The sequence below is a fragment of the Heliomarina sp. genome, from assembly GCF_052826185.1.
Genome location: NZ_JBRBUI010000001.1, coordinates 1 through 14,682, shown reverse-complemented (window position 1 = coordinate 14,682; position 14,682 = coordinate 1). Strand labels below are relative to the sequence as shown.

General features: G+C 60.0%; 13 protein-coding genes and 3 pseudogenes. 5 read left to right on the top strand and 11 right to left on the bottom strand.

Annotated elements, in window-relative coordinates:
* The first annotated feature begins 8 nt into the window (after positions 1–8).
* Together ACU0FH_RS00080 and ACU0FH_RS00075 are read left to right on the top strand one after the other, a co-directional pair.
* Positions 9–1,736, top strand: a complete 1,728-nt coding sequence (locus tag ACU0FH_RS00080) for a thiamine pyrophosphate-binding protein (RefSeq protein WP_446192844.1) — start codon at positions 9–11, stop codon at positions 1,734–1,736.
* Positions 1,729–2,511: a hypothetical protein gene (locus ACU0FH_RS00075; RefSeq protein ID WP_446192843.1), complete on the top strand. Its 783-nt coding sequence runs from the start codon at positions 1,729–1,731 to the stop codon at positions 2,509–2,511. The genes ACU0FH_RS00080 and ACU0FH_RS00075 overlap by 8 nt, the downstream gene beginning before the upstream one ends.
* 461 nt (positions 2,512–2,972) lie before the next feature.
* Here the strand turns inward: ACU0FH_RS00075 and ACU0FH_RS00070 are convergent.
* Positions 2,973–3,470, bottom strand: a pseudogene (locus ACU0FH_RS00070) (IS6 family transposase); the annotation flags it as partial.
* Between the two features lie 77 nt (positions 3,471–3,547).
* Here ACU0FH_RS00070 and ACU0FH_RS00065 point away from each other — a divergent pair.
* Positions 3,548–3,703 (top strand): annotated as a pseudogene (locus ACU0FH_RS00065) (IS3 family transposase); the annotation flags it as partial.
* Positions 3,704–3,846: 143 nt separating this feature from the next.
* On the opposite strand, the gene ACU0FH_RS00060 reads toward ACU0FH_RS00065, so the two are convergent.
* The 7 genes from ACU0FH_RS00060 to ACU0FH_RS00030 form a co-directional block, all read right to left on the bottom strand.
* Entirely contained in the window at positions 3,847–5,037 is a 1,191-nt protein-coding gene (locus ACU0FH_RS00060; RefSeq protein WP_446192842.1) for a lipid-transfer protein, read from the bottom strand.
* Between the two features lie 37 nt (positions 5,038–5,074).
* The gene (locus tag ACU0FH_RS00055) at positions 5,075–5,806 is read right to left on the bottom strand and encodes an ABC transporter ATP-binding protein (RefSeq protein ID WP_446192841.1); all 732 of its coding nucleotides are present in this window, start codon (positions 5,804–5,806) and stop codon (positions 5,075–5,077) included.
* Positions 5,807–5,808: 2 nt separating this feature from the next.
* Positions 5,809–6,549, bottom strand: coding sequence for an ABC transporter ATP-binding protein (locus tag ACU0FH_RS00050; RefSeq protein ID WP_446192840.1), 741 nt, complete (start codon positions 6,547–6,549; stop codon positions 5,809–5,811).
* On the bottom strand, positions 6,546–7,532 hold the full coding sequence (locus ACU0FH_RS00045) for a branched-chain amino acid ABC transporter permease (RefSeq protein ID WP_446192839.1): 987 nt from the start codon (positions 7,530–7,532) through the stop codon (positions 6,546–6,548). Before ACU0FH_RS00045 ends, ACU0FH_RS00050 begins: the two co-directional genes overlap by 4 nt.
* Positions 7,529–8,392, bottom strand: coding sequence for a branched-chain amino acid ABC transporter permease (locus ACU0FH_RS00040; RefSeq protein ID WP_446192838.1), 864 nt, complete (start codon positions 8,390–8,392; stop codon positions 7,529–7,531). The genes ACU0FH_RS00045 and ACU0FH_RS00040 overlap by 4 nt, the downstream gene beginning before the upstream one ends.
* Positions 8,393–8,413: 21 nt before the next feature.
* Positions 8,414–9,967, bottom strand: a complete 1,554-nt coding sequence (locus ACU0FH_RS00035; protein WP_446192837.1) for an AMP-binding protein — start codon at positions 9,965–9,967, stop codon at positions 8,414–8,416.
* Positions 9,968–10,031: 64 nt separating this feature from the next.
* Complete coding sequence (locus tag ACU0FH_RS00030; RefSeq protein WP_446192836.1) at positions 10,032–11,207, bottom strand: ABC transporter substrate-binding protein; 1,176 nt, start codon at positions 11,205–11,207, stop codon at positions 10,032–10,034.
* 176 nt (positions 11,208–11,383) lie between these two features.
* Between ACU0FH_RS00030 and ACU0FH_RS00025 the strand changes: the two genes are divergently transcribed.
* Both ACU0FH_RS00025 and ACU0FH_RS00020 read left to right on the top strand, forming a co-directional pair.
* Complete coding sequence (locus ACU0FH_RS00025; protein WP_446192835.1) at positions 11,384–11,956, top strand: MarR family winged helix-turn-helix transcriptional regulator; 573 nt, start codon at positions 11,384–11,386, stop codon at positions 11,954–11,956.
* Between the two features lie 146 nt (positions 11,957–12,102).
* Positions 12,103–12,804 (top strand): IS6 family transposase, encoded by a 702-nt coding sequence (locus ACU0FH_RS00020; RefSeq protein ID WP_446192834.1) that lies wholly within the window; start codon positions 12,103–12,105, stop codon positions 12,802–12,804.
* A 257-nt stretch (positions 12,805–13,061) separates the two neighbouring features.
* On the opposite strand, the gene ACU0FH_RS00015 is transcribed toward ACU0FH_RS00020, so the two are convergent.
* From ACU0FH_RS00015 to ACU0FH_RS00005, 3 genes and pseudogenes are all read right to left on the bottom strand, one after another.
* Positions 13,062–13,820 carry an isochorismatase family protein gene (locus ACU0FH_RS00015; RefSeq protein WP_446192833.1) on the bottom strand — a complete coding sequence of 253 codons (759 nt, stop codon included), beginning with the start codon at positions 13,818–13,820 and terminating at the stop codon, positions 13,062–13,064.
* Between the two features lie 19 nt (positions 13,821–13,839).
* The gene (locus ACU0FH_RS00010; RefSeq protein WP_446192865.1) at positions 13,840–14,325 is read right to left on the bottom strand and encodes a serine aminopeptidase domain-containing protein; all 486 of its coding nucleotides are present in this window, start codon (positions 14,323–14,325) and stop codon (positions 13,840–13,842) included.
* A gap of 13 nt (positions 14,326–14,338) precedes the next feature.
* Positions 14,339–14,455 (bottom strand): annotated as a pseudogene (locus ACU0FH_RS00005) (helix-turn-helix domain-containing protein); the annotation flags it as partial.
* Between the last annotated feature and the right edge of the window lie 227 nt (positions 14,456–14,682).

The window sequence follows — 14,682 nt, the reverse complement described above, 5'->3', positions numbered from 1 at the left end:
CGAGACACATGACTGACACGAACGAAATGACCGGCGGCGAAGCACTGGTGCGCGCGCTGCTTGCGCATAAGGTCGGCCCGGTCTTCGGAATGGGCGGCTTTCAGTTGCTGCCGTTCTACGATGCCGCACGGCGGCTGGGGCTGAACCACCACTTGATCAACGACGAACGCTGCGGCACCTTTGCCGCCGATGCCTATGCCAAGGTGTCGGGCAGGGTCGGACTGGTGGATGCCACGCTCGGGCCGGGGGCGACGAACCTTGTGACCGGGCTGGTCGAGGCGCTGAACGCGGGTTCTCCCATCGTGGCCGTCGTTGGCGACACGCACCGCGATCATTCGTGGAAGAACATGACGCAGGAAACTCATCAGGCCGAGATACTGCGCCCCACCTGCAAGGAAGTGATCCGCGTCGAGTCGGTTCATCGTATCCCTGAACTGCTGCGCCGCGCCTTCATCGTGGCCACCACCGGGCGCCCCGGACCTGTAGTGCTGATCGTGCCTGAGGACGTGGCGCACGGCACATACGGGTTCGGGGATGAGGATTTCCTTTGCGATTCCCGGTATGAGGCCGCGCCTGCCCTGCGCTGCCGTCCCGAGGCCGCAGCGCTGGCCGAGGCGACTGCGCTGCTCGTGGCGGCCGAACGTCCTCTGATCCTTGCAGGGGGTGGAGTTCACATCTCGCAGGCAGCCAAGGATTTGCAGGACTTCGCCGAGGCGATGCAAATACCCGTCGCCCACACCATGAGCGGGAAGGGTGCCATCGCCTGCACAAGTCCGCTGTCGGCGGGGCTTTTCGGGCGATACGACCGCATTGCCAACGCTCTGATCGAAGAAAGTGATTGCCTGCTGGTGGTCGGCTGCAAGCTGGGTGAGATTGCGACCAAGCGATACACGGTGCCAACACCGGGGAAGCGGGTGATCCACCTCGATATAGTGGCCGAGGAGATCGGACGCACCTATGCGCCCGAGTTGCCGCTTTGGGGCGATGCCCGCGAAGGTATCCGCGACCTACACGCGGCACTGAAAGACAAACCCGTGCCAGACGCGCGGCAAAGCTGGTGCGAGGACGTAGTTAGCAAGATGGAAGAGTGGCGCAAGATGGCCAGCGCCCGGCTGACCAGCGAAGAAGTGCCGGTCTCAATGGGCCGCATGATAGGCGAGCTGAACAACAACCTGCCTGATGACGCGATTCTGATCGCCGATGGCGGGTTCGCGGCGCATTGGGGCGGGCTCCTGTACGACAGCCGGAAACCGGGCCGGGGCTTCGTGCCTGACCGGGGCTTTGCCTCGATTGGTTACGGACTACCGGGTGCCATCGGCGCCTGTCTTGCTGCGCCCGAACGGGCTGTCTTTGCCATCACCGGCGACGGTGGATTCAACATGGTGCTGGGGGAAATAGAGACCGCGCGGCGCATGAAACTGGCGCCCGTCATCATGGTCGTGAACAATGCCGCCTCGGGCTATGTGAAGGCGCTCCAGCACCTGATGTATGGCGAAGGCAGCTACCAGTCGAGCGATCTGGCCGAGACGAACTATGCGTCGGTGGCCGAGGCAATGGGTTGCCTTGGAATCCGCGTGGAAACTCCGGATGAGTTGGGCGAGGCGATCCGCAGAGGGCTGGCCGAAAAAGACCGTCCTACGGTGCTCGATGTGGTGGTGACACGCGATCCGGGCAAGATGCTGCCTGCCGCGGACAGCCGCGCCGTCAAGGTGAAGAAGGGCGACCGCGTTGCCTGAGCCGCTGCTGGCGGATAGTGTAACGAAGCTGGATGGTGCGCAGGAGCGCGTTGTCGTCACCGGCTCGCACGGGGGGGTGTTTGCCGCCTGTCTGGCCTTCCGGTCAGGGTGCCGTGCGGCGGTGTTCCATGATGCAGGCGTCGGGCTAGACAATGCGGGCATCGGTGGACTGGATTGGCTTGACCGAGCAGGCATGGCAGCGGTTGCGGTGGATCACCGCAGCGCTCCCATCGGCGATGCCGCCGCAATGCTGGGGCAGGGGGTCATCTCGCACGTCAACGACAAGGCCCGGACGGCGGGCGTGGCGCCCGGCATGACCTGCGCCGAGACCATGCAGCATCTGACCTGCGCGGCAATGCCTTTGGGTGAGACGGGGGAAATCCGCGAGGCGCGCGAGGTTCTGGGGCAGGGCGCGCGGTGCCTTGTGCTGGTGGATTCTGCCAGCCTTGTGCGCCCCGAGGATGCAGGTCAGATCGTGATCACCGGCTCACACGGGGCGATCTTCGGCGGCAATCCCGCCAACGCGCTGAAGGTTGACGCCTACCTCGCTCTATTCAACGATGCCGGGGGCGCGGCGACGTCGCGTCTCCCCGCGCTTCAGGACCGGGGCGTGGCCGCCGCAACCGTGGCTGCAATGTCGGCCCGGATCGGCGACGCGAGGTCGAGCTGGGAAAACGGGGTGATTTCCGCCTGCAACGATCTTGCCGCCGGGATCGGGGCCAGCCCGGGTATGTCCGCGCGGGATCTGGTGGCACTGGCACAGTCCCTGTCATAACTGTTTTGTCAGGTCGCCTGGTCCTTAGTGCGACGATCCGCCAACATGGTTTTCAGACGGCCAGATTTGCTGCATATTCGGCCCAAAGGCTGAACGCGCATGACGGTGTGACTGGGTGGAGATGCGATGGCGTTTCGGGAGTAACAGGGTAGCGGGGATTGCAAAGTTGATTGCGCTTGCTTGAGATGTTCGGGTGTTCCGGATTTCATGTAGTAATTTCGACAGCACAGCCGTTCCAGAGGTCAAATGCATCAACCTGACAAAGCCGGTCAATCTTAAGGCCGAACTGGGTATTCTCCAGCTTCATGAAAAGCTTGACCGCCAGATCGCCCACCAGTGGTAGAAGCGTGCAGAACTGGTAGCGCGCTCCTTGCCGTGCCAAAACATCTCATAATCAGAATTATCTTAAATTCGTTGATGTTTGAAATGAATTTTTCCAGCGCGAATATATTGAGGGCACTAAGATTTGAGCGGTTGCGCCGGTTGTTGAGCCCTTTGTGCGACCAGTGAACTAGTCTGGACACGAGCTCTCGCTTGGCCGCGCCATATGAGCGGATCTTGTCCGTTATGATCCGCTTTGGAACAGATCCCGCGCTTTTCAACAACTTGCGCAGAAGCCGTTTGGCGGCCCGTTTGTCCCGCCGGGCCTGAAGGATCTCGTCCAGAACGACGCCGTTTTGATCAACGGCGCGCCAGGGCCAGAACCTCTTGCCGGAAATCTTCACTACGATTTCGTCCAGATGCCAGATGTCGCCGGGGAAGCGCTAGCAACGCCGCAGGTTCCTCGGGATCTGCGGCCCGAATTTGGCCGTCCAGCGCCGCACGGTTTCATAGGAAACGTCGACGCCACGTTCGAGCAACATCTCCTCGACCTCCCGCAGACTCAGATCGAACCGGACGTACAGCCAGACCGGGTGGGCGATGATCGAGGGCAGGAACAGGTGCCGATTGTAGCTGATGGAAGATGCTGCATCGCTATGACCTACGTAGCAATCAGCGAGCAGGCAATCGCTACCAGCTTAACTTGACAACTCGCCGGCGCCGCAACTACCGGACCGGCCAAGAAGCGCGACGGTACGTGTTCGACTACATCGAGATGTTCTACAATCCAAAGCGCAAGCACGCTCGGAACGGAATGCTGTCGCTTGTCGAATTCCAGCGGCAGCAGAAACTGAGACAAAAAGGCTTCTAGGAAACTCGAGGCTATTCAACCCGATCGCGGAGGCGGACAATGATGCTGCTAGCATTGCGACGCTCCAAAATTTCAACGACCACACGTCTTGGTCCGCATCGGTACCGAGTGTGCCGCGCCTTCGCCAAGACGCGGCCCGCCTGTCATGCCGACTGATACATCGTCACCACGCAGGCTCCGCCTAGGCCAAGGTTATGCTGAAGCGCCGTCTTTGCGCCCTCGACCTGACGGTCGCCTGCGGTGCCACGCAGTTGGTGAGTAAGTTCATAGCACTGGGCCAGACCTGTGGCGCCAAGCGGATGACCCTTGGACAACAACCCGCCTGACGGATTAACCACTACCTCCCCACCATAGGTGTTGCCTCCATCCGCGATGAATTTCTGCGCCCCGCCATCCGGGCACAGGCCGAGCCCCTCGTATGTTATCAGCTCGTTCTGGGCAAAGCAGTCGTGCAGCTCGACCACATCGACATCTGCGGCACCAATGCCGGCAGACTCGTAGACCCTGGCAGAGGCTTCGACGGACATATCGTATCCGACAACACGCATCATGTCGCCGCTATCGAATGTGCTGGGCCGGTCGGTGACCATGTCCTGTGCGACGATACGCACATCTTTCCTAACGCCATGGCGGCGGGCGAATTCGGGCGAAACTAGCACGGCGGCGGCGGCGCCACAGGTCGGCGGGCAGGCCATGAGACGCGTCAGAACGCCTGGCCAGATCTCCTTCGATGCCAGAACCTCTTCAGCCGACATCTCGTCTCGAAACAAAGCCAGCGGATTGCGCGCCGCGTGCCGACTTGCCTTGGCGCGAACCTCGGCGAAATCACGGAGCGTGGTGCCGTGCTTTTCCATGTGCGACAAACCTGCGCCGCCGAAGTACCGCAGTGCCAATGGAACTTCGCCATGACCAACGATAGCATCGGTGGAATTGTCGAACTCCTGGAACGGGCTCGGCCGATCCTCGAAGACGTTGCCAAGGGCTCCAGGGCGCATCTGTTCGAAGCCGACCGCCAGAACGCAGTCGGCTGCGCCGCTTTCGATTGCCTGGCGCGCCAGGAACAGGGCCGTCGATCCTGTGGAGCAGTTGTTGTTTACGTTGATAACTGGGATGCCAGTCATGCCGACTTGGTAAAGTGCCTTCTGCCCGCTGGTGCTATCGCCATAGACATACCCGGCATAGGCGGATTGGATCGCGTCATAGTCGAGCCCTGCATCGGCCAGCGCCTCGCGCACTGCGTTAGCAGCCATTAAATCGTAGGTTTCAGATCGGCCGGGTTTTTCGAACTTCACCATGCCGACGCCGGCGACGAGAGGCTTCTTGGTCTGAGTCATGATCGCTTAGCTCCATTTTTGCAAAAATCTCTGGCACTCACGCGGGCTGAGGCTCCGCACCGTTTCCTAGTCCGGACAGCAAAGCCATAACGTCCTGCCGGCTGGACAGATAATCCGCCTTCGTGCCCTCCCAGACGATCCGACCGCCATCCATCACGGAAAAGGACGTAGCCAGGGCTTCGGGGACGGTGAAATTCTGCTCCACTATGATGACCCCTGCCTGCTCGGCGACGATCTCCTTCATCGCTTGGACAAGGGCAGCGACCACCACCGGGGCAAGCCCTTCGGTCGGTTCGTCGAGCAGAAGCAGACGCGGTTGACACAACAGGGCGCGGCCAATAGCCAGCATCTGTTGTTCGCCACCTGAAAGTTCCTGGCCATAGGCTCGGCGACGTTCCTTCAGCCTCGGGAACAAGTCAAAGACACGGTCGATCGTCCAGCCGCCGTCCAGGCTGGCATGTGCTACGGTTGAAATCACGAGGTTCTCGCGCACCGTGAGAGAAGGGAAGATCTGCCGGTCCTCTGGGATATAGGCGACTCCCAGTCGACTCAACATTTCGGGCGTCGGTCGAATAAGTCGCTTGCCATCAATGCCAAGCGACCCGGAGCGCGCCTGTAGGTGCCCGGCCAGCACCTTGAGCGTCGTACTTTTGCCCGCGCCGTTCCTGCCCGCAAGCGCCAGCACCTCTCCGGGACGGACCGAAAGAGTCACCTGGTGGAGGGCCTGCGCAGCGCCGTAATAGGCGTCGACCTTTTCAAGAGTCAGCATTGCTATTCTCCGAGATAAGCATCGCGAACGCGGGGGTCGGTTCGGATTTCGGCCGGCGTGCCTCGTGCCAGGACCGCTCCACCAAGAAGGACGACGATTTGGTCAGAGATTCCCATGACCATGTCCATATTGTGCTCGACTAGGATGACCGTCCGGCCTTCCGTGGCCTCACCAATCAGCGCCGCGAATTCGGTCATCTCCGAATGCCCCACCCCGGCGAGCGGTTCGTCAAGCAGCAGCAGTTGCGGATCGTTGACCACGACGATTGCCAGCTCGAGGGCGCGCTGCTTGCCATGCGACAGGGTCGCCGCCTGCGCGTCGGCGAGATCTGCAAGGCCGAACCGGTCCAGAACCTCCATTGCGTCCCGGCGGCTGCCCGCCATCCGGTGAACAAGCTGCCACGGCAAAGCGACTTTCAAATGCTTGCGCTGCCGTGCAAAGCAGACGTTTTCCAGCACCGTCATGTCTGGAAAGATGGTGACGATCTGGAATGACCGTGCGATCCCGAGGGCTGCGCGCCGATGCGGCGGCAACCGCGTGACATCCCGCCCGTGGAAGGCAATGCGTCCACTGTAGGCGGGCTGGATACCGGACAGTACGTTCAGAAGGGTGGTCTTCCCTGCTCCGTTCGGCCCGATGAGAGCGGTGACACGACCGGTCGGAAAGTTAAGGCTTATATCAGTCAGAGCGCGGAAATCGCCGAAGCGGACGCCGATCCCGGTGCAGGTCAAAGCATGGGTCATGTCACGCTTTCCGTCGGTGCGGTCGCGCGGCTCCGTGCCGTGCGGCAGTCGATCCGGTCCCGGATCAGTCCAACCACTCCGCCCGGCATCCACAAGGTGACCGAGATAAAGACCAGCCCGAGCAACCCATGCCAGTGATCGGACACGTCGCTCACGCCCTCGCGTAGGAATTCGAACAGCGCGACACCGACCACCGGGCCTAGAAAAGTACCGCGCCCCCCAAGAACACTCATGATCAGGACGTCGCCGGATGTCGCCCAATGAGTCATCTGTGGCCCGACGTAGTAGATCAGCCCCCCTAGAAGCGCCCCGGCCAGACCCGAAACGCCGCCAGAGACTGAGAAAGCGGACAGCTTGTACATCGACACGTCATAACCAAGCTGCGCGGTCCGAACGGGGTTCTGCCGGATCGAACTCAGTACCTGTCCGAAGGCTGAAGCCCGCAGCAGCGCATAACCGAGAAGCACGATCCAGAAGATCGCAGCCAGAACCATGAGGTATACGTGGTCGTCATAGACATTCAGTCCAAGCAGCTCGGGCCTCTCCACCCCCGCGATGCCATCCGTTCCGCCGGTCCAACGTTTGAGCTTGATGGAAATAAGGTGGTTGACCATCTCAGCCATGATCAGAGTGGTCAGGCCAAAATAGATGCCGGAGATCCTCAGGGACACGGTGCCGAAGAGGATGCCGAGAACCGCACCGACCAGGATGGCCGCCCCAAGCGCCGCTAACCCCGGAACACCCCAGTCGAGCGTGAGGATTGCAAAGGTGTAGGCCCCGATCCCGAAGAAGGCAGCATGTCCGAATGAAATGATCCCGGTCAGCCCGAAGATGAGATCGAAGCCAATGGCGAAGATCGACCAGACGACGATCAGCGCCAGAAGCGTGTGCAATTGTGCCCCGCCTAGGAAAGACAGGATGACGATCGCCAGCGGGATCAGCGTGGCCAACAAGAGGTGCAAGTGCCAGTTTCCGCGCGTCATGCCTTACGCCCCTTGGTGAAGGTGAACAGGCCCTGTGGAAGAACCAGAAGGACAACCATCAACACGACATAGGTCGACAGTTCGATCCATTCCGCGAAGTATTGTTGCCCGAAAGCTCGGACGACCCCTAGAAGGAGCGCGGCCGCAATGGCGCCGCGGATGTTGCCCAGTCCGCCGAGGATCACGACGATGAAGCAGTCAACGATGATCCCAAACCCCATTCCCACCTGAACCGGGATCAGCGGTGCGGCGATAGTGCCGGCAAGCGCCGCAAGCCCGCCGCCCAAAGCAAAGACAATAGTCCGGATGGTTGAGATCGGTATGCCCAGGCTGCGGACCATGGACGGGTGGGTCATCGCTCCACGCAGAACGATGCCGAGTTTCGTCCATTCGATCAGCGCGAATAACCCGATCCCCGCAACCAAGCCCGCCCCGATGAGGAAAAGGCGATAGAGGGCAACATCCGAACCAAGCACAACCATTGTGCCGGACAGGCTCTCGGGAAGAGGAATGTCATGATAGCCGAGCCCCCAGACGGTACGCACGAATTCGTCCAAGACTAATATGACTCCAAAAGTCATCAGAAGCTGTTCAACGTGATCCCTGTCATAAAGCGGCCTGAGCAGCAGGATCTCGAGGAGGGCGCTCAGCGCCGCCACCACCAGCGGTGCAATCAGCAGCGACAGCCAGAAGCTGCCGGTCTGCCGGACGATCTCGACGGCGACGAAGCCGCCCATCATGTACAGAACGCCATGCGCAAAGTTGATGACGCCAAGCATTCCGAAGATGATTGTCAACCCCGCCGCCAGCAGGAACAGCATCATCGCAATGCTGAGGCCGATAAGGATGGTTCCGGTCATGATCTTCTCATACTTTCGGATTCAGACGGCACGGGTTTCGCCGGTCCAATATTGCTCGCGGATCTCGCGTTTGAGAATCTTGCCCGCCGCGCTGCGCGGCAGGGTCTGCCAGACTTCGACGCTCTTGGGGGCATGGACCCCTCCCAGTTTTTCTTTCACTAGGCTGATGATTTCGGTTTGATCGACGGTGTGGCCGGGTTTCATTTCCAGAACGGCCTTTACCGCCTCGCCCCATTTGGGATCGGGGACGCCAACCACAGCGCAATCGTTGATCGATCCATGGGAAAGGATCACCTGCTCCACCTCGGCGCTGAAGACGTTGAAGCCGCCGGTGACGATCATATCCTTCTTGCGGTCCACGATATAGAGGAACCCATCCTCATCGCGGTATCCGACGTCGCCGGTCAAAAGCCAGCCGTTGCGAAAGGCCTTCGCCATCGCTTCCGGATTGTCGACGTAGCCATCGAAAACCAATGGCCCACGCACCGCGATCTCGCCCCGCTGTCCGTGTGCCAACTCGGTGCCTTCTTCGTCAAGAATAGCAACCCGGACGCTCAGGCTCGGGCGGCCGCAGCTTGCGAAGCGATTGTTTGCGTTGCCCTGCGCAGCATCTGCAAGGATGTCACGATCCAGGAACGAGATGAACATTGGCGCTTCGGCTTGGCCGTAACACTGGCACATGACCGGCCCGAAGATCTCGACGGCCTCGCGCAGTTTGTCTGGCGCGCATGGCGCGGCGGCCAGCACGAAATATTGAAGGCTGGAGTAGTCGTAATTGCGCACCTTCGGATGCGACAGCATCATGTAAAGGACCGTCGGTGGTAGGTAGATGTGCGTGATACCGTGGTTCTCGATACTCTGCATGATGAGCTCAGGATCGGCCTTCGGGATCACCACGTTCGTCGCCCCACGCGCCATCGCCATGACAGCCAGCCCGCCGGCGGCATGGGTCATCGGTCCGGCGACCAGGTGCACCGCACGTCCCTGGCTGGGCATGTTGGTCCAAAACTCCGACACCATCTGGCCCCAGGTTCCATGGGACCACTCTGCGCCCTTGGACAGGCCTGTCGTCCCGCCCGTGGGAAAAACAGAGGCGATCCGGTCGTCGTCGTCCGGAACAACGGGCATCGAGCCCGTTCCGGTCGCCGCGAAGGAGGCCAGCGATATGGCTCCGTCGCGACCGGTGCGGTCAAGACAGACCACAAGCTTGAGCGAGGGCACCTGACAGACCATGTCGAGTGCGGCATCCTCAAGCTCTCCGTGATAAAAAAGCACCTCGCATTGCGTCAAGTTCAGGAGATGCACGTTGGCCTCGACCGAGTTCCGAGCGTTGGTCGGCACCCAGATGTTGCCAGCATGGAATATCCCCACGAGTCCGACGAACGCCGCCGCGTAGTTCGGGCTGAACAGGGCAGAGCGGTTTCCACCGGCCAGCCCTTTCCCTAGCAGAGCGGAAGCGATGCGTCGGCCCATCTCGTCCGCCTCGCGGTAGGTCAGCCGCGTCCGTGCATCGATAAGCGCAGGGTGGTCGGGACCGTATTCCAGGCCCTTCTGAAAGTAGTCGATCAGTCGCATATGGTGTCCGTCATCATGATCGGCGGATGAAAAAAGGGCGGCCCGTCAAGGTGCCGCCCCTCGGTTAGTCGCAGGCCGGGAAAAGGGTTTCACTGTCGAACTGGTAGGAGATGGCCATCGTCACGTCCGGATAGGGCGCCTCTCCCTGCACAGCCTTGCCGAAAAGACCGGACTGCGCGGCTTGGTGGTCACAGGCGCGCATGATCTTCACACCCTCGATTGAATTGGTGTTGGTCGAGGTCGAAAAGGCTTCAATCCACGCCTGCTGATCCCATACGCCTGTCTGATCGACGACGTCTAAGAACCAGGCCATGCCGTCATAGGCCTCTCCAGCCGCTTGGTCAGGGTAGGTACCGTACTTATCTTGGAAAGCTGTGACGAAGGCGCGGTTGACCTCGTTGTCGATCGCGAAATGGTAGCGGAGAGTCGAATTGACACCGTAGGACAGATTGCCGACAGCCTCGCCCATCATCTCGTCCATGACCATGGTTCCGAAAATTTGCTTCTCGTCCTTCAGACCGACCTGACCGGATTGCTTGAGAAAGGTGATTGCGTCGCCGCCGGTCATGATCATCACGACACCATCAGCGTCCGTCTTTTGAATCTTGTCGATAATCAGCGCATAATCCCGCCCGCCAAGAGGGGGATAATCCTCGGCTACGATTTCCGCCCCGATCGAAGTCAGCCGACCCTTAAGATCTTCCCACATGTCGCGCCCGACACCATAGTCGGCAACGACCGCGTAGATCTTGTCCAGTTTTTCCCGCCCGGCAAACTCAGCCATCATGGTATTTTCCATGCGCACGGGGTTCGACGTCCTGAAGGTGTTGGAAGCCATGTCCTCACCAGTAATCCGATCACTGGCGGACAACGTGACCAGCAGAGGGACACCGCGCCGTTCTGACACCTTCATCACCGCCAGTGTAGAACCGGAACTGACCGCGCCGAACAGCATGTCGACGCCCTTGCCAATCAGCCCCGATGCCTTCTGCACCGCGATCTGCGGATTTGTTTCCGTGTCTTCCCACTCGAACACGATAGGAGCGCCCAGCACTGTCCCGCCGCGCACATCTGCCGCCAGTTCGGCTCCTTTGCGCATGGATTCTCCGATCACTCCGTATGCGCCGCTCAACGACACGATGCCTCCGATGCGGAATGCGTCTTCTTCAGCTTGGGCCGACGTCGCACCAAGCGCTGCGGCCGCCGCGACGATGAACGCCGCCTTGCGATATTTTGTCATGACTTCCTCCCTTGCACGACCGGAGTCCCGGTCATGTGGGCGAGATCACAGCATCGGCGATTTAATGTCAATAAGATTGTTATAGTTTTGTATTAGGCATAGTTTGAATCTTGAGTATTCTGGCGGCCCCGCTAAACATCCTGTGACACCAAGAAGTTTACAGGGTCCCTAGCCACATGCGGAAATCCCAAAACGCAGCGACCGCGCCGCTCACCCCCCTCGCCAAGGATGACTGGCCCCCGGTCAGCTCTCCGACAGCGCCTTGGCTGACGCTGGAGCTGCACTTCCTCGCCCATCTCAATTTGATTGATGACGCCGACCGCCGCATCGCGGACCTCGGGCTCGGTCTCGGACGAGTCCACCACCGGATACTGTACTTCGTTACCGAATCGCCGGGTATCACGGTCGGTCAACTTCTGGAGTTGATCCGTGTAACGAACCAGAACATTCACCGCCCCATGGGCGACCTCGTCAGGATGAAGCTGATCGAGCAACGAACCTCGCAGGTCGACCGCAGGCAGCGACATCTATACACCACACCCGATGGGGTCGAGCTGCTGAACGCACTCACATCGTTCCAATTCGAGCGGATCGAGCGCGCCAGCAAGGCGGCAGGGGACGAAGCGGTAGAAGGCTTCTGGAAGGTACTCTGGCACCTGATCGAGGACCGCGAACGCGATTGGGTCGAAAGGCACCGGCGCGGCGCGGAAGCCCTGTCGAATTCAAGAAGTCCAGAACCTTCCGATTAGCCAGGCACAGACCGCCGCTCCGCGCGAGACCATGCCGGCGACGAGCATCGCTCAATAAAACAGTAGGAGCCAAGCTCTCCTGACGGAGTTGTCACGTTAAGCGGGTAGCGATTGCCTGCTCGCTGATTGCTACGTAAGTCATAGCGATGCAGACATCTTCCATCAGCTACAAGCGTCACCGGTTCCCGCCCTCGATCATCGCCCATGCGGTCTGGCTGTACGTCCGGTTCAATCTGAGTCTGCGAGAGGTGGAGGCGGTGTTGCTCGAACGTGGCATCGACGTCTCCTATGAAACCGTTCGGCGCTGGACGACCAAATTCGAGCCGCAGATCGCGAAGAACCTGCGGCATTGCCAGCGCCTCCCCGGCGACATTTGTCATCTTGACGAAGTCATGGTGAAGATTTCCGGAAATACGTTCTGGCTCTGGCTCGCCGTTGATCAACACGGCGTCGTTCTGGACGAGATCCTCCAGTCCAGGCGGAACAAACGGGCTGCTAAACGGCTTCTGCGCAAGTTGTTGAAGCGGGCAGTATCTGTTCCGAAGAGGATCATCACGGACAAGCTCCGCTCATATAGCGCGGCCAAACGAGAGCTCGAGCCGGGGCTGGAGCACTGGTCGCACAAAGGGCTCAATAATCGTGCCGAGAACAGCCATTTGCCGTTCCGAAAGCGGGAGCGCATGATGCAGGACTATCGCTCACCCCGCGGCCTGCAACTCTTCTTGTCCATCCACTCCGCAACCCGCAATTGTTTCTCCGTTCCAGCTCACCGACGCGCCGCGCTGACCATTCGCTACCACCGATTAGAAGCTCTCCGCGCGTGGATAGCAGCTGCCAGTATCGCCTAAGACCTTAATCAAGGGTGCTGACCGCTGTTCCTTTGGTTAACGTGGCAACTCCCGACGAGGAGATGGCAGAGATGATCGCTGGGCGTACACGCGGACGCGCCGTCGTCGCCTCCTTCTACGGTTGGGACGGGTATGAACGACGGCCCTGAAAGGGATGTTGGCCAGCCGACAAAAGCCGCCGCGTACCAACATCCCGGGTAAATACGATCAGCCCCGCCTTTAGGGAATAGCGGGGCTGACAGGTGAGTTCAAAGCCTTCACTCGGTTGCAGCCGCGACCGATTGCGCCTTGAAGTAACTCTCTATGACCGCCGCGTAATTTGGGGCGACCAGCGCGTAAAGCTGAGCCAAGTCTGCGGCTTCGGGCCGGTTCCATGTGCGGTGGGCCTCTGACAAGACGGCGTTGGTGGTGGTCGGCACGACGCCCGCTTGCGAAAATCGGCTGACGGAAACCCGTGAGGTCATTTCGCTTGGATCACCCGAAGCATCGATCACGGCGTAGACGTCGTATCCAGCGGCTTTTGCATCCAGTGCGGGAAACATGACGCAAACGCTTGTCCAGACACCGGCCATGATCAGGGTTTTGCGGCCGGTGGCTTCGACGGCGGCGACAAAGTCTGCGTTATCCCAAGCGTTGACCTCTCCCTTGCGCGGGACATAGGTCGCGTCGGGCGCAGATTCTGCGATCTCGGGCATGAGCGGACCGTTCGGACCGTTGGGCTCCGAGGCCGTTGCGATAACCGGAATGTCGAGCAAGGTGGCAAGCCGCGTCAACATCACGACATTCCGACGCAAATCGTCCACATCTATATCCTTCACCGTCTGAAACAGGCCGATCTGATGATCGAGCAGCAGGATAACCGCGTTAGACGGGTCAAACAGAGCGGCCCCGCCTCCGGTAGGCAGAACGCTGCCGCTGGCGGACGGTGTTTCGGCCCAGATCCTCGGCGCTTGCACCAAGAACCCCGCAAGAATGGCAGCCGCCAGCAAGGGCGTGGAAATGAATGGCAATCTCATGATTTTTGCTTCCTTATGTTCAATGCGCGATGCGCGTTTCAATCCAGTCGAGAATGTCCCGCAGAATCTCGTCTTTTCCGATGTCGGCCAGCAGGTCGTTGTAGTGGCCTTCGTAGAGTTTGAGAGTCTTGTCTGGTGACCCGGCATCCCGCGCAAAGACTTCGCTGCCAGCGGGCATGGTCGCTTTGTCGGCCGTGCCATGCAGAATAAGGACCGGCATCGTGATGCGAGAGAACTCCCGTTCCAGCCGTTCATTCGCCCGAGCCATCGCGGCAACGGTCACGGCGGGCTGGGTTTCTTTCAGAACCATCGGATCGGCGTTCAGCCGTCGAAGCGCATCGGGATCACGGGTGAAATCGCGGTTTTTCAGCCGCAGAACCGGCAGATCGGGCAGCACCCGCGCCACCCCCTTTATCACCGCCAGCACCGCCTTTTGGCGCCGGTACACGGAAAGCAAAACTTTCGCAGACAAGCCCGGCCAGAGCCTCGGGATGATCAAGCGCATAGGATGTTGCCGTATATACTGTCGAGCGATGCCTCCCAATCTCAGCTGCGATCTTGCTCACCGGCATCTTGGTATTCAACATGTCGTCGATTGCGCGTCTATCGCGCAAATCCAGCTCTGCATGGGCCATGTCCGTTCTCCTTGCTTTCCAGCAAGACAAGGGAATTGTCGCAAGCCAGTTTACGATGTGCTCTCGTACATCCACAGTTCGTATAGTGTAAATTATGTTAATAAATCCATGAGGTACCAAAACGATGGGTCTTTCGGGCCCATAGACACCGATCTCATCATACCGTGAAACGATCCCAGAAATCGCCGTTTGACCGCCACATTGCTGCCGACCGGATAGATTGAGCT